This window comes from Clostridium sp. E02, assembly GCF_003833015.1.
Lineage (GTDB): Bacteria > Bacillota > Clostridia > Lachnospirales > Lachnospiraceae > Lacrimispora.
Genome location: NZ_RJLQ01000009.1, coordinates 154,839 through 173,080 on the forward strand (window position 1 = coordinate 154,839; position 18,242 = coordinate 173,080).

General features: G+C 41.4%; 13 protein-coding genes. All 13 read right to left on the reverse strand.

Annotated elements, in window-relative coordinates:
* Positions 1-5: 5 nt before the first annotated feature.
* The 13 genes from pknB to EFT72_RS08795 all read right to left on the reverse strand — a co-directional run bounded on the left by pknB (position 6) and on the right by EFT72_RS08795 (position 17,999).
* Entirely contained in the window at positions 6-2,168 is a 2,163-nt protein-coding gene (pknB, locus tag EFT72_RS08735; RefSeq protein WP_124066529.1) for a Stk1 family PASTA domain-containing Ser/Thr kinase, read from the reverse strand.
* On the reverse strand, positions 2,165-2,908 hold the full coding sequence (locus tag EFT72_RS08740; RefSeq protein WP_124066530.1) for a Stp1/IreP family PP2C-type Ser/Thr phosphatase: 744 nt from the start codon (positions 2,906-2,908) through the stop codon (positions 2,165-2,167). Before EFT72_RS08740 ends, pknB begins: the two co-directional genes overlap by 4 nt.
* A 19-nt stretch (positions 2,909-2,927) precedes the next feature.
* Positions 2,928-3,965 carry a 23S rRNA (adenine(2503)-C(2))-methyltransferase RlmN gene (rlmN, locus tag EFT72_RS08745; RefSeq protein ID WP_124066531.1) on the reverse strand — a complete coding sequence of 346 codons (1,038 nt, stop codon included), beginning with the start codon at positions 3,963-3,965 and terminating at the stop codon, positions 2,928-2,930.
* Positions 3,958-5,301 (reverse strand): 16S rRNA (cytosine(967)-C(5))-methyltransferase RsmB, encoded by a 1,344-nt coding sequence (rsmB, locus tag EFT72_RS08750; RefSeq protein WP_124066532.1) that lies wholly within the window; start codon positions 5,299-5,301, stop codon positions 3,958-3,960. Before rsmB ends, rlmN begins: the two co-directional genes overlap by 8 nt.
* Positions 5,294-6,010 carry a zinc metallopeptidase gene (locus tag EFT72_RS08755; protein WP_124066533.1) on the reverse strand — a complete coding sequence of 239 codons (717 nt, stop codon included), beginning with the start codon at positions 6,008-6,010 and terminating at the stop codon, positions 5,294-5,296. The genes rsmB and EFT72_RS08755 overlap by 8 nt, the downstream gene beginning before the upstream one ends.
* 57 nt (positions 6,011-6,067) lie before the next feature.
* Positions 6,068-7,003, reverse strand: a complete 936-nt coding sequence (gene fmt / locus EFT72_RS08760; protein WP_124066534.1) for a methionyl-tRNA formyltransferase — start codon at positions 7,001-7,003, stop codon at positions 6,068-6,070.
* A 2-nt stretch (positions 7,004-7,005) separates the two neighbouring features.
* Positions 7,006-7,494, reverse strand: a complete 489-nt coding sequence (gene def / locus EFT72_RS08765; RefSeq protein WP_124066535.1) for a peptide deformylase — start codon at positions 7,492-7,494, stop codon at positions 7,006-7,008.
* An 18-nt stretch (positions 7,495-7,512) separates the two neighbouring features.
* On the reverse strand, positions 7,513-9,741 hold the full coding sequence (gene priA / locus EFT72_RS08770) for a primosomal protein N' (protein ID WP_124066536.1): 2,229 nt from the start codon (positions 9,739-9,741) through the stop codon (positions 7,513-7,515).
* 33 nt (positions 9,742-9,774) lie between these two features.
* Positions 9,775-11,148, reverse strand: coding sequence for a UDP-N-acetylmuramoyl-tripeptide--D-alanyl-D-alanine ligase (gene murF / locus EFT72_RS08775; RefSeq protein ID WP_124066537.1), 1,374 nt, complete (start codon positions 11,146-11,148; stop codon positions 9,775-9,777).
* A 99-nt stretch (positions 11,149-11,247) separates the two neighbouring features.
* On the reverse strand, positions 11,248-12,735 hold the full coding sequence (locus EFT72_RS08780) for a UDP-N-acetylmuramoyl-L-alanyl-D-glutamate--2,6-diaminopimelate ligase (protein WP_124066538.1): 1,488 nt from the start codon (positions 12,733-12,735) through the stop codon (positions 11,248-11,250).
* Positions 12,736-12,747: 12 nt separating this feature from the next.
* Positions 12,748-14,418: a formate--tetrahydrofolate ligase gene (locus tag EFT72_RS08785; RefSeq protein ID WP_124066539.1), complete on the reverse strand. Its 1,671-nt coding sequence runs from the start codon at positions 14,416-14,418 to the stop codon at positions 12,748-12,750.
* 46 nt (positions 14,419-14,464) lie between these two features.
* Positions 14,465-17,182: a DNA translocase FtsK gene (locus tag EFT72_RS08790; protein ID WP_206426623.1), complete on the reverse strand. Its 2,718-nt coding sequence runs from the start codon at positions 17,180-17,182 to the stop codon at positions 14,465-14,467.
* Positions 17,183-17,243: 61 nt separating this feature from the next.
* Positions 17,244-17,999, reverse strand: a complete 756-nt coding sequence (locus EFT72_RS08795; protein ID WP_124066540.1) for an ATP-dependent Clp protease proteolytic subunit — start codon at positions 17,997-17,999, stop codon at positions 17,244-17,246.
* Positions 18,000-18,242: the final 243 nt, after the last annotated feature.

The following is an 18,242-nucleotide window of genomic DNA, read 5'->3' on the forward strand; positions in this document are numbered from 1 at the left end:
ATTCCTTATGATTGAGGAACTGGGACAAATGTAATGGAGTAAGAATTGATTACATCACCCGTTTCCACATTTACGATTTCTATTGCTCCGCTTGTTACACCGTAAGCTCCCTCTAAGTTTTTAAACGAAACAGGAAGCATCTGGTCCCCCTTCATGGTAACCGGTCCCATCAAAGCTCTTACCTCATCTTTTCCATTAATCGTTTGTCTTAGCTGAATTTTCAAAGTCAGTTGTGTACTTCCAGATCCTGGACCAATGATATTCTGCAAAGAATAGGACTTATCAATGGAGGCAATGTATTTATAACGGGACTGTTGTTCTGTTCCCGTACTGATCACATAATTTACCGAACTCCCAGCTTCTGCCTGACTGCCTGCAGTTAAGGACTGACTGACTACGCTCCCTCTTTGTACGGTTTCTGAAGATACTTCTGTAACAGTTCCCTGCATAAGTCCTACGTCTGCCAGCATCTCTATGGCAACTTCCTGTGTCTGTCCCTTAATATCCGGAACAACAACCGGATTAACAAGCGCCGGTCCATTGCTGGATACCAAAGTTACTTTGCTTCCTTCTTTCGCTTCTTCCGGATGATAGCTCATTACATATCCAGCCATAACGGAATCACTGTTTTCCTGTTGAACATCCACAACAAGACCTTTCTTTTCCAGCAATGCCTTAGCCGTTTCTGTATCCATTTTATTCAGGTTAAGATCTTTTAAATCAACAGTGACATACTCTGGTCCCTTACTGATTACCACATAAACAGCAGAATACTTATCAACCACCTCCCCGGCAGAAGGATCTTGTGATATTACATCTCCTTTTGGGATGGTTTCATCATAGGCATAATCTTTGATCTTCATATAAAGACCGCCATTGTCTTTCAGCTTTTGCTCAGCAATGTCTTCCGTTAGCTCTAACACATCTGGCATTTCAACTGTTTTATCGCTAAGTGTTACTTCTGTAGATGATTCTAATTGTGAAGGCTCTGTATTATTGCTAGATCCAAACCGCAATAATCCACTCACTTTAGAAAAAACCACAATGAGCACGATCACAATTACAACTGCAACGATTATGCCTGCCGCTGTTAAAAGTTTTTCAAGTTTAGGGTTTAAATCATCCTCGTTGTCATTGCGCTTTGCCTTTCTACCTTTGGGTGGCAAGGATTCTCTCCCCCCCTGTCGTTGATTGGGTGAGGATTCTTGTGTATAATAATGTTTATTCTCTTGCACTTGCTCTTTTTGAATCTTGCGTCCAGAACGAATCTGTTCCAATTCCGGTTTTCCAATAATTACAGTCTGCGAATCATCCACCTGTGTATTATTTTTAACAAAATCTCCATTTGGATTCACAAGAGCTTTCCGAAGATCTGCAACTACCTCATACATGGTTTGATAACGGTATTCCGGCTTTTTTTCTGTACTTTTTAGAATTATATTCTCCAGTGCAACGGGAATACTTTCATTAAAATAGCTGGGAGGTGTAATCGGGTCTTCCAAATGAGCCAAAGCAACCGTTACCGTATTCTCACCTTGAAATGGAACTTTTCCAGCAACCATCTCATACATGGAAATCCCAAGAGAGTAAATATCACTACGAACATCGCTGTAGCCACCTCTTGCCTGCTCTGGCGATATGTAATGGACTGAACCCACTGCTGTCGCATTCATTGTCTGAGTCGACGCTGCACGGGCGATTCCAAAATCCGCAACCTTTACTTTTCCATCTCTAGCTATGATAATATTCTGAGGTTTGATATCCCGGTGAACAATTTCCTGTTCATGTGCTGCAGCAATTCCCTGCGCAACATAAATGGCAATCCCAATCGCTTCTTTGATATCTAAACAGCCTTTTTTTTGGATATAATTTTTTAATGTGATCCCTTCAATCAACTCCATCACAATGTAATGGAGTGTTTCTTCATCCACAACATCATAAACATTTACAATGTTAGGGTGGGACAGGCGTGCCGATGCCTGTGCTTCCATCTTAAATTTACTGACAAAACTACTGTCAGTACTGAACTCTTCCTTTAATACCTTAATGGCAACAAGGCGGTTTAATTTATGGCACAGGGCCTTATACACATTTGACATCCCTCCGGAACCGATTTGTTCCAGTATTTCATATCTGTCCTGTAAAAATGTCCCTGGTCTAAGGATCATAAGCTTACCTCCCTGCCAATCTGCGGGTCTATTAAAACAACAGCAATATTGTCTTTTCCGCCATTGTCATTGGCTACTGTGATTAGTTTTTCTGCCTTTTCCGAAAGCTTCAGCTCTGAGCAGATGATTTGTTCCATCTCTGCGTCCTCCAACATATTACTAAGTCCATCGGAACACATGAGCACATAATCCCCAGGCTCAAGATCAACTTCAAAAAAATCAATCTCCAGTTTATCTTCTGTACCTATCGCCCTTGTTATAATATTCTTCTTTTCCCTATAATCTTTACTTCCCCGTTCCATCTGTCCCAAAGAAACCAATTCTTCTACATAGGAATGATCCTTCGTGATCTGAAGTAACTGGTTTCTGACCAGATAGAGTCTGCTATCGCCAACGTTAGCAATATGCAAAACGGAATCCTCAATGACTGCTGCAACCAGGGTTGTCCCCATTCCATTCAACTCTTCTTTTTTCTTTGATTCCTGATACAGCATATTGTTTGCTAATTCGATCCCTTCCCGGAGAAGAGTAATGATTTTTGTTTCTTTTGCCTGATTCATATACTTCACTAGATTTTCAACAATAAATCTAGAAGCATAATCTCCTGCCTGGTGACCGCCCATGCCATCTGCAACCAGGAAAAAATTCGGCAGTTTGCCTACCGATTCTATGGATGCATAGACATAATCCTGATTCGCCGTGCGGACTTTACCAGTATCCGTCATTGCGCAAGCCTTCATCGCCCAATTCTCACTTCCTTTATTCCTGATTTAAAAAGCTTTTTCTTAACTGGCCACAAGCTCCATTAATATCTCTTCCCATTTCTCTTCTAATAGTAACATTTATTCCGTTTTTTTCAAGATGATTTTTAAATGCATCAATTGATTTTTTATCGGATTGAACAAAATCTCTTTCTTTAATGGGATTAACTGGAATTAGATTTACATGGCCGTGCTGGTGCTTTAATAATGAAGTCAAAGCGGCTGCCTCCGTCAAATTGTCATTCACACCGCTTACCAAGCTGTATTCAAAGGTAAGTCTTCGTCCTGTTTTCTGAAAATATATCTGGCATGCCTGTAATACCTCTGATAGGGAATAACGGTTTGCAACAGGCATTAAATTCTTACGCACCTGGTCATTGGGAGCATGAAGAGAAAGCGCCAACGTAATTTGAAAATTTTCTTCTGCCAATTTGTAGATTTCAGGCACAATTCCGCAGGTAGACACAGTAAGATTTCGTTGACTGATATTCAGCCCGTTTTCATCGGTTAGTAGTTTTATAAACTGTATCAGATTTTCATAGTTATCAAGAGGTTCCCCTGATCCCATAACCACAACGTTGGAAACCCGCTCTCCTGTTATACTCTGGATTCGATAAATCTGATCGAGCATTTCTGCAGGCGTTAAATTACGTTCCAGCCCATCCAATGTGGATGCACAAAACCGACATCCCATACGGCAGCCCACCTGAGAGGAGATGCATACAGAATTCCCATGCTTATATCTCATAAGAACGCTTTCGATTATATTACCATCGGAAAGTCCAAATAAATACTTTCTGGTTCCATCAATCTCAGATATCTTTTCCTCTACCACCGTAAGTGAGGTATAGACTGTTGACTGCTGTAATTTTTCTTTTAGAGATTTGGAAAGATTTGTCATTTCCTCATAGTTAAAAGCCAGTTTCTGGTGCATCCATTCATAGATCTGTTTTCCACGGAACGGTTTTTCCCCTATCGATCGAATAAAAGAAGTCAGTTCATTCAGATCCAGAGATTTTATATCTGTTTTATTCATTCTTTTTTCCTTTTTTAAATGCCCCAATAAAAAATCCGTCACAGGGATGGACACCGGGCAAAAGCTGTATATATCCATGCTTCATGGTTTCTGAATGGAATTCACTTCCTAGCTTTTCAGAAAGATCAACTCCATGAAAGGAAGAAAACTGCTCCAAGAACCAATTCACGTTCTCTTCATTTTCTTTCATATTGATCGTACATGTACTAAAAATAAGGGTACCACCTGGTTTTACATATTCCTGAACAACTGAGAGAATCTCCCTTTGTAACGATGCAAGACGATTAAGGTCTTCTGGTTGTATCCGATATTTTATATCTGGTTTCCGTCCAATAATGCCAAGTCCGGAACATGGAAGATCTGCAATCACAAGATCCGCTTTCCCAATGGAATCTGGATCCTTAATCCGTGCATCCTGAATACGAGTTTTCATATTAGTAAATCCACACCGAGCGATGTTCTCCTGTATAAAATTTACCTTCACTTCACTTAAATCACGTACCTCTACCATCCCAGATCCTTTTAGTCTATCTGCAATATGAATGCTCTTCCCACCGGGAGCTCCACAAACATCAATGCAGTAATCTCCATTTTGGGGATCTGCAATTTCACCAACCAAACTAGAGCTTACATCTTGTACCTGAATATAACCTTGTTGAAACGCTTCCAAGCCTTCTAGATAATCGTACTGTTCTAGATAAATCATCTCATCCGAAAGGGAAGATTCTCGTATCATAGCTCCCTGTTTTTTCAAACTATCTAAAACATCTTCTTTGGAAGCTCTTGATCGATTGATTCGTACAGACATTTTACTTTTTTCCAGGAAAGACTCCATCATGAGCCGAGCCGTATCTTTGCCATATTCATGATTCCACATATCCACAAGCCAGGAGGGAATCGAATAACGGACGGAATCGTTTGGCCAGCTTATATCTGTTTTATTTCTTGATATGTTCCGAAGTACTCCATTGACAAACCCTTTCAATCCAGTGAATTTTCGTTTGCCAGCTAATTTAACAGCTTCGTTGCATACGGCAGAGTCTGGAACACGATCCATAAATAGAATCTGATAAACCGACATCCGCAATATGGTTCGGATCAACGGTTTCATCTTTTTGACTTTTGTAGTAGAAAAAGAATCTATGACATAATCAATCTGTATTAAATGTTCCAATGTACCATCTACTGTTCTGGATATAAAGGAGCGTTCCGGTTTATCTAAATACTGATACTTATTCAAAGCTTGACGCAGGATTAAATGACTATATCCCGATCGTTCCAAAATTTCTAGCAGAATATCAAGAACAATTTCCCTGCCGTCTGTGTCTTTAGTCATTATTTCTTCTTCCTCCAAATAATAATACCAATCGTAATAACTGGAGTACCGTTGCCGCCAATGCTGCGACATAAGTCAGAGCAGCCGCTCCAAGTACCTTTTTTGTATGGCCAAGTTCTTCATCCCCTAAAATCCCCACACTACCAAGTAAAGTTACTGCACGTCTGGAAGCATTGAATTCAACCGGAAGGGTCACAAGCTGGAACAAAACAGCCAGTGAAAACAAGATCAAGCCAATATTAACAAGTGGTGAACCTGCTCCCCCAATGAAAAATCCAAGCAAAATAACAGGGAACGCTGCTTGGGAACCAATATTGGAAACCGGAACGATGGCACCTCTTAAACGCAGAGGAACATATCCGTTGTGATCCTGCATGGCATGGCCGCACTCATGTGCCGCAACCCCAATCGCTGCCACAGAGGTGGAACCAAACACAGAATCGGAAAGATTCACTGTTTTTGAACGGGGATCATAATGATCGGACAATTTACCACTGACCGCACGGACATCTACATCGTAAATTCCCTGGGAGTTTAAAAGACGTTTTGCTGCCTCTGCTCCTGTCATTCCAGACATACTCCTTACCTTAGAATATTTATTGAATGTACTGGTTACTCTGGCAGATGCCGCCATAGACAAAACTGCACCGATTAACACAAAAATCCAAGTGGGATCAAAAAAATAACCCATCATGCCTCCATAATACATTGATCTTCACTCCTTTCTTTCAAATGCTCCAATACTCATATACTGTAACTCGTTTTTTTAACTTTTTTCAAATACCGTTCCTTCTAAAAGTTTATAACCACGAAGAAAATCACCTGCAACCATACGTTTTTTGCCTTGTAACTGTAACTCACGAATGGACAGACTTCCGTTTCCAGTTTTAACCATCAAATAGTCTTTTCCAGTCTCCACTACTTGACCGCATACTCCATCATAATCCTTCGCTACCACATCTGCATTCCACAGTTTAAGAGTCTTTCCATTCCAGTTTGTATAGGCACTGGGCCATGGATTCAAACCACGGATTAGGCGTTCGATGGAAACCGCATCCATCGTCCAGTCGATGTTTCCCATGGATTTTTTTATCATACCCACATAATTCATCTTCGACTCGTCCTGTGGTTTTAACACAGCGGTTCCTTCTTCCATATTCTTTAATGTCTTTATAATCAGTTTTCCACCAATTGCACCAAGTTTATCGTGAAGAGAACCTCCCGTTTCTTTTGGGTCTAGTTCCACCTCTTCTTGGTCAAGCATATCCCCAGTATCCAAAGCTTCTGCCATCATCATGGTAGTGATTCCACTGGTTCGCTCTCCATCGATCACCGCATATTGAATGGGAGAGGCTCCCCGGTATTTGGGAAGAAGAGAGGCATGAATGTTTACACAGCCATGGGGAGGAATCGTAAGAATGCTTTTGGGAAGCAGCTGTCCAAAGGCCGCTACCACCATCACATCCGGAGCCAAATCAGTTAGTAACTGAACAAATTCCGGATCCCTTGCCTTCACCGGTTGGTAAACGGGAATCTGATACTCCATCGCCTTTTCTTTCACCGGTGACATCTGTACTTCTTTTCCCCGTCCCTTTGGTTTATCCGGCTGTGTTACAACAGCGATTACATCGTGTCCAGCCTCAATCAAAGCACAAAGCGCAGGCACTGAAAATTGGGGCGTTCCCATAAAAATTATCCGCATATTTATTCAAAAACCTCCTCTTCCTCATCCATGGTCACATCTTCTAGTTCCCCTTCTACTTTATTGACATAAAGTTCCCCATTTAAATGATCACATTCGTGACAAATTGCTCGTGCAAGAAAATCTTCTCCTTCTAACTCAAATAGCTGCATCTGAGTATCGTAGGCCCTTACCTTCACGTAGCTTGGTCTAATTACTGTACCTGACTTACCCGGCACACTCAAGCAGCCTTCCGGACCAGTCTGACTTCCTTTCATTTCAATGATCTCTGGATTGATTAAAACATACTGATTTCCGTCCTCTACATCAATCACAACGATCTGTTTTAAAATCCCAACTTGAGGAGCTGCAAGACCCACTCCACTTGCCTGGTACATCGTTTCAAACATATCTTCAATCAAATCGGTTATTCTTTGAGTCATCTCTTTTACCGGTTTGCATTTCTTCGTTAAAATTTCATCACCTATTGTTCTAATCTTTCTAATAGCCATAATCTTCTATCCTCTCATTTATGAAAAATCGTATTGGATCAACACCTGATCAAATAATTCTGGTTGGTGTTCAAAAAAATCATCAAACTGATCCCTGATTTTAATTAGTATATCATAATTTTCTTGTTTCAAGTATAAAATTTTTCTATATATATCATTAATTTTATAGACAGATGCTTCAACTGGGCCGATTGTTTCTATCTTTTTCTGTTCGGTAAAGGGGGTTATATGTCTGGTTGCTGCTTCCGCTGCTTTTCTCAGTGCAGGCTCATTTTTTGAGGAAAACTGAACCGTCAGCAATCCACTTGAGGGAGGATATTTCATCATTCGCCGATATGCCATCTCCTGCTTGTAGAAGGCTTCATAATCCTGGGCTGCTGCCGTGACTATGCTGTAATGCTCTGGGCTATAGGTCTGAATTACAACATCGCCTTGCTTCTTATCCCTTCCAGCTCTCCCCGCTGACTGAGTCAAAAGCTGAAAGGTACGTTCTGCCGACCGATAATCCGGGGTATTTAATGATAAGTCGGCAGCCAGAACCCCCACCAGCGTCACATTGGGAAAATCATGGCCTTTTACAATCATCTGTGTCCCGATTAAGATATCCGCTTCTCCTTCCGAAAAGGCCGATAATATGGATTCATGTCCCCCTTTTTTTCTGGTAGTATCTAAATCCATACGAAGTATTCCCGCTTGGGGAAATAGTTTTTTTATCATCAGTTCGATCTTTTGAGTCCCCACCCCAAAATCCGCAATGTAAGGAGATCCGCATGCCGGGCACCGGTCCGGCATCTTGATTCCATAACCACAATAATGACAAACCAATCTATGGTTGTTATGAAGCGTTAGACTCACATCACAATGAGGACACCGAATGGCTTCCCCACAAGATCGACACGACACAAAATTAGAATATCCTCTCCGATTGATAAAGAGCATAATCTGCTCTCGTTTCTCTAACCGATCCTTGATCAGCGACTGTAGTTTACGACTAAATATAGATTTATTCCCTTCTTTTAATTCCCTTCGTAAATCCACCACCGCCACACGGGCCAGGCTGCTATCTTTTTTAGCTCTTTCTGTCAGATGAAACAGTTTAAACTCACCCCTTAACGCTTTAGAATACGCCTCTAAAGAGGGCGTTGCCGAACCAAGAACCACAGATGCGTGCTGCATAGAAGCTCGTTTTACCGCCACCTCTCTGGCATGGTACCTTGGGACTGTTTCACTTTTGTAAGCACCTTCGTGTTCCTCATCTATAATAATAAGCCCAAGATTTGAAAAGGGAGTAAACAAGGCAGAACGGGGGCCTATCATAATATCGACCTCACCATTTTTCGCCCGTTCAAACTGATCATAACGTTCTCCGGCAGACAAACGGGAATTAATAATAGAAACCCGGTTACCGAATCTACCGTAAAATCGCATTACAGTCTGGTAGGTCAGCGCAATTTCCGGAATCAAAACAATCACCTGTCTACCATCTAAAATCACATGCTCAATTAGTTCCATATATACTTCTGTCTTTCCACTTCCAGTAATTCCATGGATCAGATAGGTGTAGTTGATATTCTTTGTATCATCCTGACAAAAACAATCTACAATCGTTTGCTGTTCCCCATTCAAATGGGTTTTGAGTCCCGTTTGTTTCAGCTCTCGAATGGGATTTCTATATATCTCTTCGGTTATAAGGCCTATCATTCCTTTCTCTATCAGGGGTTTTAAGGTGGTCGCAGATAGATTCATCTGATTTACAGCTATCTCATAGGGAATCACCGGATTCATTAACAAAGCCTGAAAAAGCCGGACTCGTGCCTTATAATTTTTTCTTTCTGCTTCTTTTAAAGCCTTCATGAGCGCTTCCGGTTCTAACTGACTTTTCACTATTTTTTTTTCTCTGGGTTTTACCTTTTGCTTAATCGGAAGAACTGTTTTTAAAGCCTGATTCATGGTGGAACCATACTGAGCTTTCAGCCACCATGCCAAGGATATAAGCAAAGATTCTGCCGACACTCCGTCGGTCACAATTCCGGTAATACTTTTAATTTTATCAGGATCATAATCCGGCTGAGAGGTCACACCCACTACATATCCTTTTCGCACAGAATTCCCTCTGCCGAAAGGAATCAGAACCCTAGTACCAACCAAAACCTGACCAAGAAGGTCATCTGGTATCCGATAATCGAAGGTTCTGTCTACTTTTTCATGGGATATATCTATGATAATCCGGGCATACGTTTCAGTCATTTTTTCCTCCAGCTTCACATGTGTCATATCCTTTTATAGGACCGAATGAAATTGATTGGCTATTTGCCCCAGTTTCATACTGTTAGATCCTTTAAACAGGACACAATCTCCTTCCTGTAACTCCTTTTTCAAATACGAAAGCAGAGAAGACTGCTCCATAAATTCAAGCACCTGAATGTGGGGAGCCAGTTCCCTAACTGCTCTTGCAATCTCACCAGCCAATTCTCCCAATGTTACAACTTCATAAACCGGATGTGCGGCGATGTATTCTCCTATTTCATAATGATAGGAACGAGCTCCTTCCCCAAGTTCCTTCATATCGGCAAGAACCGCAATTCTTCTTTTGGCTTTCTTCATGGAATTCAAGACTTCCAGTCCAGCTTTCATCGAAACCGGACTGGCATTATACGTATCATCAATTACAGTCAGATCGTTCGTCTCATAAATTTGCTGACGATTTTTAAAGCCAGTAAACGTACGGAGCGCATCCACTGCTTTTTCCATTGGGATTTTACATTCTACTGCCACTGCGAGAGATACCATGGCATTTAAAACGTTGTGGTTCCCCATAACCGACAAGCGGACTGGAACTTTATTTTCCCCATGGACGGCTGTAAATACAGGAAAACCTTCTTCTAAATGCACGTTCTCTGCACGGTAATCACAATGAGAACCGGTTCCGTAATAGATCGTTTTACAGCCCTTTTTTGCTTTCGTATTTTTTAATAATTCATCATCTCCATTTAAGAATAGAGTTCCACCTTCTAAAAGACCATCCTGAATCGTCAATTTCTCTTTGTATATATTTTCTCTGGAACCAAGCTGTTCAATATGGGTGATTCCAACATTAGTTATCACTGCCATTTGTATGTTTGCGATTTTTGTAATCACAGTTAATTCTCCTGGCTCGCTCATTCCAAGTTCAATGACTCCGATTTCATCCTCAGGTGTGATCTCCGATAATGCAATAGGAACCCCCACCTGGCTATTGCTGTTTCCTGGTGTTTTATAAACCCGATAGCTTGCGCTCAAGGCACAAGAGATCATCTCGCGCGTTGTCGTCTTCCCAACGCTCCCTGTTATCCCTATGAGCGGCAGGTTAAGGAGCCTCCGGTAATAACTTCCAATCGCCTGCAGAGCCTTTTTGGTATCCGCAACGCGTATAAATGCTTTTTGTGAATCACTGGTATCGTGTCGACTGGTTAAGACAGCAACAGCCCCCTGTTCCAATGCCTGATTAATAAAATTGTGCGCATCCACTTTCTCCCCAATGATAGGAACAAACAGATCATTGCCTTTCATGGTTCTGGAGTCTATACTTATATGCGTTAGAATGGTCTCTTCCTTCCCACTAAGGAGTCTGCCTCCTGTTGCAAGAAGAATGTCTTTCACCCTTATATTTACCATGGTTTCCTCCAATTCTTGTACGTCAACACCGCACAACTTTCTATCAACCGTGCAAATGCCGAAAGCCGAATTTTCTCTTCAGCTCCCGGCATTTCCTTACTATTTTTTTGTATCACTAATGTTAAATTCAGGACTATCCACTATCTTTAGAATTTCTTCCCGATCTGAAAAATGGTGACGGACACCATTTGCTTCCTGATAATCCTCATGTCCTTTCCCAATGACCGCTATCATATCACCAGGATTGCAGTGACACAAACTGTATCGGATCGCTTCTCTACGGTCTGGAATTTCAATAAAAGTCCCTCCCGTTTTTTTCATACTACCCCTGATATCAGCAATAATATCTTCTGTCTTTTCAAAACGGGAATTATCTGCCGTTATGATCGTATAATCAGCCAGACGTCCCGCGCAGTCTCCCATAGAATAGCGGCGGTCCTTGGAACGATTTCCACCACAGCCAAACACACAAACCAAACGTTTTGGATTATAGTCCCGTAAGGTGGTAAGAAGACTTTCCATACTGATCGCATTATGAGCATAATCTACGATTACTGTACATTTTTCAGAGGAATATACAATTTCCATACGTCCATTGACGCTTAGATTCTCTAATCCATGGCAGATCTTATCTTTCGGCAGATTAAGAAAGCTTAAAACGCTGACCGCCGCCAATGCATTGGCTACATTAAAGCGTCCCGGTATATTAACCCGAACTGGAAGCTCATAACGCCCTTTTACATCAAATTCCACTCCAACAAAATCAGGCTCAGACAGATAGCGAATCTCTTCCGCTTTAAAATCAGTTCCTTCCTGATCCAGAGAAAAAGAATAAACCGGACAAGTAGCATTCTTAACAACTTCATCCCAGTGGGCATCGTCTTTGTTCATGATTCCAACTTTGGAGCACTGAAAAATCTTTGACTTATAAGAGAGATACTCTAAAAAATCTTCATGTTCATCCGGCCCGATATGATCTGGGGATATATTCGTAAACAAACCATAGTCAAAGACAATTCCCTCTACCCGATGCATTTTAAATGCCTGAGAGGAAACCTCCATTACCACATATTGGCAGCCTTCTAATCGCATTTGGTGAAATGCCTCATGAAGCTGATAGGATTCAGGGGTTGTATTTGCTGTCTTTTGTACATCCGATCCAATCACAATCCCAGTGGTTCCGATCATGCCTACTTTTTTTCCGCAAGACTCCAATATCGTCTTGATCATATGAGTTGTTGTTGTTTTCCCCTTGGTACCAGTTACTCCAATCATAATCATCTGTTTCGCTGGTTGCCCAAATCTTGCAGCCGATAAAAGTGCCAGTGCTTCTCTTGAATTATGTACTAGGATTGCAGTTACACCATCTGGAACTGGCACCTTTTGTTCCACGATTAGAACCGTCACTCCTGCTGCCACAACTTCTGGGATAAACTCATGAGAATCAATCCTAGTTCCTTTTGTACAAACAAAAACAGCCCCTGCTTTTGCTTTCCTGGAATCGTAAACCAATTCCTCTACCTCTGTCTCAAGACTTCCCTGTAACAGCTCAAACCCAATGCCTGAGAGCCAATCTTTTAATTTCATATAACCTCCAAATTAGAATAATCCTGTGATTACTCCATTATTATTAACATCAATTTTATCTGCTGCTGGCTTCTTAGGTAAACCTGGCATGGTCATAATGGCTCCTGTTATTACAACAACAAAACCAGCTCCGGCAGAAACATAAGCATCTCGCACATTAATATCAAACTCTTGTGGACGGCCCAGTTTTGTCTGGTCATCGGATAAAGAATATTGTGTCTTTGCCATACAAACAGGAAGATTACCAAATCCCATTTCTTCTATCTTTTTTAACGCTCTCATGGCTGCTGGAGCATAGGTTACCCCTTTTGCTCCATAAATCTCACTTGCAACGGTAGTGATTTTATCTTTTAATCCCATATCATCTGGATATAGAAGCGTAAAATTGCTTTTTTTGTTGTCTAATGTGGAAAGCACCTTATGTGCAAGTTCTCTGCCGCCTTCTCCACCGTTCTCCCATACTCTGGAAAGTGCAAATTCGCAGCCTTTCTTTTCGCAAAAATGTTTTATAAACTGATACTCAGCCTCTGTATCTGTAACAAAAGAATTCAAAGTCACAATAACAGGAACTTTGTATTTTTGCATGTTTTCAATGTGCTTTTCCAGGTTCACAATCCCTTTTTCTAGTGCAGTAAGATTCTCTACTTTTAACTGGTCTTTCGCCACTCCACCGTTATATTTTAATGCTCTTACGGTTGCCACCAGTACGATGGCATCTGGTTTTAATCCAGCTTTCCGGCATTTGATATCCATGAATTTTTCCGCACCAAGATCGGCCCCAAATCCAGCTTCTGTCACTACAATATCGGACAATTTCAATGCTGTTTTTGTAGCCCTCACACTGTTGCAGCCATGAGCGATGTTCGCAAACGGGCCACCATGAACAATCGCAGCCGTATGTTCTAGCGTCTGGATCAAATTTGGCTTTAAAGCGTCTTTTAAAAGTGCCGCCATCGCTCCTACTGCATGAAGCTGGCTGGCAGTTACTGGGTCTCCTGCATAATTATATGCGACAATGATCTTTCCTAGCCGTTCTTTTAAGTCATTCATGTCATCTGCCAGGCACAAAATTGCCATAATCTCAGACGCGACCGTTATAACAAAATGATCTTCTCTAACAAACCCATCTGCTTTGGAGCCAATCCCAACAACAACATTTCTAAGGGCACGGTCATTCATATCCAGACACCGTTTCCAGAGTATCTGCCTGGTATCGATCTCCAGTGCATTCCCCTGATGGATGTGATTATCCAATAAAGCGGATAATAAATTATTGGCAGAAGTAATGGCATGAAAATCTCCAGTAAAATGCAGGTTTAAATCTTCCATGGGAACGACCTGGGCATATCCACCTCCAGCCGCACCACCTTTGATGCCAAAGCATGGCCCAAGAGAGGGTTCCCTTAATGCAATCATAGCTTTCTTTCCCATCTTGCCAAATGCCTGTCCAAGACCCACCGTCGTTGTGGTTTTTCCTTCTCCTGCTGGAGTGGGATTAATAGCTGTAACAAGCACTAGTTTTCCGTCTGGGCGGTCTTTTACCTGATCCCATAACTCGTCGGAAAGTTTTGCCTTATATTTCCCATAAAGTTCTAAATCATCTTCATTGATTCCATATGCCAAAGCCACATCTTTAATGGGAATCATCGTTGCATCCTGCGCGATTTCAATATCTGTTTTCATCAAAAATATCCTCCTTATATGTATGTAAGGGAACCCCCTAATTATATTACTGATTCATCATCGCTTCAAACGCTTCCATAGCCATTAGCACTTTTCTTGGCTTCGTTCCCTCTTCTTCTCCAACAACCCCTGCTTCTGATAGCTGATCCATGATTCTTGCAGCACGATTAAAGCCTATTTTAAACATTCTTTGTAACATGCCAATGGAGGCTTTATCTTTCTCGATGATGAATTTCCCTGCTTGAGTAAAGTATTCATCGCGATCACTGGTACCACCTTTCACTTCTCCCCCAGAAGAGGAAGAGGTAATCATATTCTCTACTTCTGGATTATACTGAGCCGTCATTCCTTGTTCAATTAAGTAGTTTACCACTTTTGACACTTCCGTATCTGAAATAAACGCTCCCTGAACCCGCATGGGTTTTGGATAACCGGCAGGGTAAAACAACATATCACCTTTTCCAAGGAGTTTTTCCGCACCATTCATATCAATAATGGTTCTGGAATCCACTCCAGAGGATACTGCAAATGCGACCCGGGAAGGTACATTGGCTTTGATCAGTCCTGTAATTACATTAACAGACGGTCTTTGCGTTGCAATGACCAGATGAATTCCTGCCGCACGGGCAAGCTGAGCGAGCCGGCAGATGGCATCCTCTACCTCTCCAGGTGCAACCATCATAAGATCAGCAAGCTCATCTATGATAATCACGATCTGTGGCATCCGTTCCGGCTTGTCTTCCATTTCAATATCCTTTAAACCGTCAACCTTTGCGTTATAGCCCGTGATTTCTCTTACATTGTACTGGGCGAATTTATTATAACGGTCCGTCATTTCCGCTACCGCCCAGTTTAATGCACCAGATGCCTTCTTCGGATCCGTGACCACTGGAAGGAATAGATGTGGAATGCCGTTATAAACGCTTAATTCTACCACCTTTGGGTCAATCATAATCATTTTTACTTCTTCCGGATCTGCCTTGTAAATAATGCTCATAATCAACGTATTGATGCAGACGGATTTACCTGAACCAGTGGCTCCGGCAATTAGCAGGTGAGGCATCTTTGCAATATCCGTAACCACGACCTGTCCACCAATATCTTTCCCCACTGCAAAGGCTATTTTAGAGGTATGCTTTTGAAAATTATCCGCTTCCAAAATATCACGAAGATAAACCATATTATTCTCTTTATTGGGTACCTCAATCCCTACCGCTGATTTCCCGGGAATTGGTGCCTCGATCCGGATATCAGCTGCAGCCAGACTTAATTTAATATCATCGGTAAGAGAAACAATTTTACTTACTTTTACTCCCTGTTCCGGATGAAGTTCATACCTGGTTACCGAAGGTCCGCAGCTTATATTGGTCACAGTTACGCCTACGCCAAAGTTTTTCAACGTTCGCTGGAGTTTAACAGCTGTTTCTTTGTATTCGCGATCAGAAAAAGCAGTTGCCTTCCCCTTTTTCAACAGTGAAAGAGGGGGAGAATGATATTCCGGCTTGATCACTTTCTTCTTGTGAGCGATCTCCTGACTGACCGTTTTGTTGCCCTCTTTGTCCGCTTCATTTCGTTTGGTTTCTAACTTTTTCTTCAGTGCTTCCGTATCCGATTCAATAATTTTTCCAGAAGCCGTCACAACCTGTTTCTTTTCTTCTGGAATGGAGAATGTCTCATGGTCACTATTTTCTGTGTCCGTATCCTCAATGGGTTCAAATTCATCGAAAACCTCTATCTCCTTTAATGTCCGACTCTCTTTTTTCTTATATGCTGCAGTGTCATCAGGCAAATCAGAACATGATGGAACCTTATCATCCGGTTCAAAAGGAACGGTATCTTCTTTCTCATCTATGGAAGGAAAAATACTTCCACGGAAAACATCAGGTGAATCAGAAACTGTTAAAGCAGATAGACGTTCTGATTCCCTGCCCAAATCGTATTCTGGTTCTGAAGGATTGCATTCCATCTCCTCAGTTTCCGGTTCATACAATCCTTTTGAATGTGAATCATCAATTGTTTGTTCAGAAGAAGCTGTTAAATTCGTAACATCTAAGTTAACACCTCGTAATTTTTGTTCTTCTTTTCGTTTCCTTCTGGCTTCCTGTCTTTCTGCATGAATCTCCAAATGCATGTCCACGTTCTCTTTTGCGTGGCGATAAGCCTTACCACTTCCTTTTTTCACTACATTTACAAAAGACTTTTCTGTGATACAAACTGCCGAAACAATCAAAAGCACCAATAAAACCAAGTATGCACCCACCACTCCTATGATGGCAGTCAGTCCCTCTGCAAGAAGTCCTCCAAGAAGCCCACCGCCGATTCCACTAACGGATGCTTCCAGATATATACCAATCAGACCTGTATCTCCGCCTGTCTTTGCTCCAAAAAGAAGCTGTAATAAACCACACAAAGAAACCAGCGCCAGTACAAAGGAAGCCAGTTTAAAAGCTGCCCTTGGATTTCCCTGGTTTGAAATATAAAATGTAGTTGCTGAAAATAGCAACACCGGAGCGATATATCCGATTCCTCCAAATATGCCAAGCTGCACGCTTCGTAAAAAATCACCTACCATACCACATAGATGAAAATTACTTAAAAATAAAATGGAAGCTGCTGCAAATGACATAATAATTACAACTTCTGAGTGGATAAATTCTGGTTCCGGCAGAATTACTTTCTTCCTATTGGTCGTACTTTTTGCTCTCCCGCTCTTTGGTTTTGTCCCTTTTTTTTGTGTAGTCTTATTCTTCGTTGTCTCAGGCACAATTCTTCCCCCTTCTATCCATTGTTATCAGTATACAAAAAAAACGGGAGAATTGCAACGATTAAGAGGAAGCACTTTCCATCAGTTCATATAATTTATTTAAAGCCTCTTTGATCCCACCTACCTCGTTAATCAGACCTTCTTTGACTGTTTCCTCTCCAACTAATACGGTGCCTAAGTCCCTAGTAAGCATTTCTGTATTAAGCATAAGGCGCCTTAGTTGATCATAAGCTATGACTGCATGGCTGGATACAAATTTCAAGATACGATCTTGAATCATCTCAAAATATTCGTATGTCTGAGAAGCGCCAATTACCATTCCGCTCATGCGTACTGGATGGACCATCATCGTTCCTGTTGGTACGATAAAGGAATAATCCGTGCATACTGCTAGAGGAACTCCAATGGAATGACTGCCCCCAAGAACTAGAGATACCGTTGGAAGACTCATAGAAGCGATCATTTCAGAAATTGCAAGTCCAGCATCTACATCACCACCAGATGTATTAAGGATAACCAAAAGTCCTTCCACAGTGCTATCGTCTTCGATTTCCGCAAGTTTTGGAAGGATATGATCGTATTTGGTCGTCTTGCTGTTGCTAGAGAGATTTTCATGACCTTCTACCTCACCAATAATAGAAATCAATTGAATTTTTCTTTTGTTCACATTCTCATTCAGTGTTATTTGACCATATTCCTCCAACTTTTGGTCATTCTTTTGTTCAATTTCCTTCTCCACCTTCTTCTCTTCTAGATTTCCATCTGTTTCCTGATTCTTCTCTGCCTGGCTGTTTTTTTTATATTCACTTTCTTTCATTTAAAGAAACCTCCTTATGCTTTATCATGGTTCCCTTATGATGTGGAGAAACAGGGAAAAATATGCTTGAAATCAGGTTGCAATAACAATATTTATATTGTGGTTGTGACAATGTATGTCAACCGTTTTTGAAAATGTCCCGAAAAAGTTTTAACATAAGCACCAGTTTTCTGGTGCTTGATTTAACTAGGTACTATTAGTTTTTGGGTAACTTTAATAAAACTACAGTTACCTGCTTGTAAA

What these genes read in the sequence shown, in the direction of transcription:
- priA (WP_124066536.1), bottom strand. Translation starts at nt 9,741, where the DNA reads ATGACTGAAACGTATGCCCGGATTATCATAGATATATCCCATGAAAAA.
- EFT72_RS08785 (WP_124066539.1), bottom strand. Translation starts at nt 14,418, where the DNA reads ATGAAAACAGATATTGAAATCGCGCAGGATGCAACGATGATTCCCATT.
- EFT72_RS08755 (WP_124066533.1), bottom strand. Translation starts at nt 6,010, where the DNA reads ATGTATTATGGAGGCATGATGGGTTATTTTTTTGATCCCACTTGGATT.
- EFT72_RS08795 (WP_124066540.1), bottom strand. Translation starts at nt 17,999, where the DNA reads ATGAAAGAAAGTGAATATAAAAAAAACAGCCAGGCAGAGAAGAATCAG.
- def (WP_124066535.1), bottom strand. Translation starts at nt 7,494, where the DNA reads ATGGCTATTAGAAAGATTAGAACAATAGGTGATGAAATTTTAACGAAG.
- rsmB (WP_124066532.1), bottom strand. Translation starts at nt 5,301, where the DNA reads ATGACTAAAGACACAGACGGCAGGGAAATTGTTCTTGATATTCTGCTA.
- fmt (WP_124066534.1), bottom strand. Translation starts at nt 7,003, where the DNA reads ATGCGGATAATTTTTATGGGAACGCCCCAATTTTCAGTGCCTGCGCTT.
- EFT72_RS08780 (WP_124066538.1), bottom strand. Translation starts at nt 12,735, where the DNA reads ATGAAATTAAAAGATTGGCTCTCAGGCATTGGGTTTGAGCTGTTACAG.
- pknB (WP_124066529.1), bottom strand. Translation starts at nt 2,168, where the DNA reads ATGATCCTTAGACCAGGGACATTTTTACAGGACAGATATGAAATACTG.
- murF (WP_124066537.1), bottom strand. Translation starts at nt 11,148, where the DNA reads ATGGTAAATATAAGGGTGAAAGACATTCTTCTTGCAACAGGAGGCAGA.
- rlmN (WP_124066531.1), bottom strand. Translation starts at nt 3,965, where the DNA reads ATGAATAAAACAGATATAAAATCTCTGGATCTGAATGAACTGACTTCT.
- EFT72_RS08740 (WP_124066530.1), bottom strand. Translation starts at nt 2,908, where the DNA reads ATGAAGGCTTGCGCAATGACGGATACTGGTAAAGTCCGCACGGCGAAT.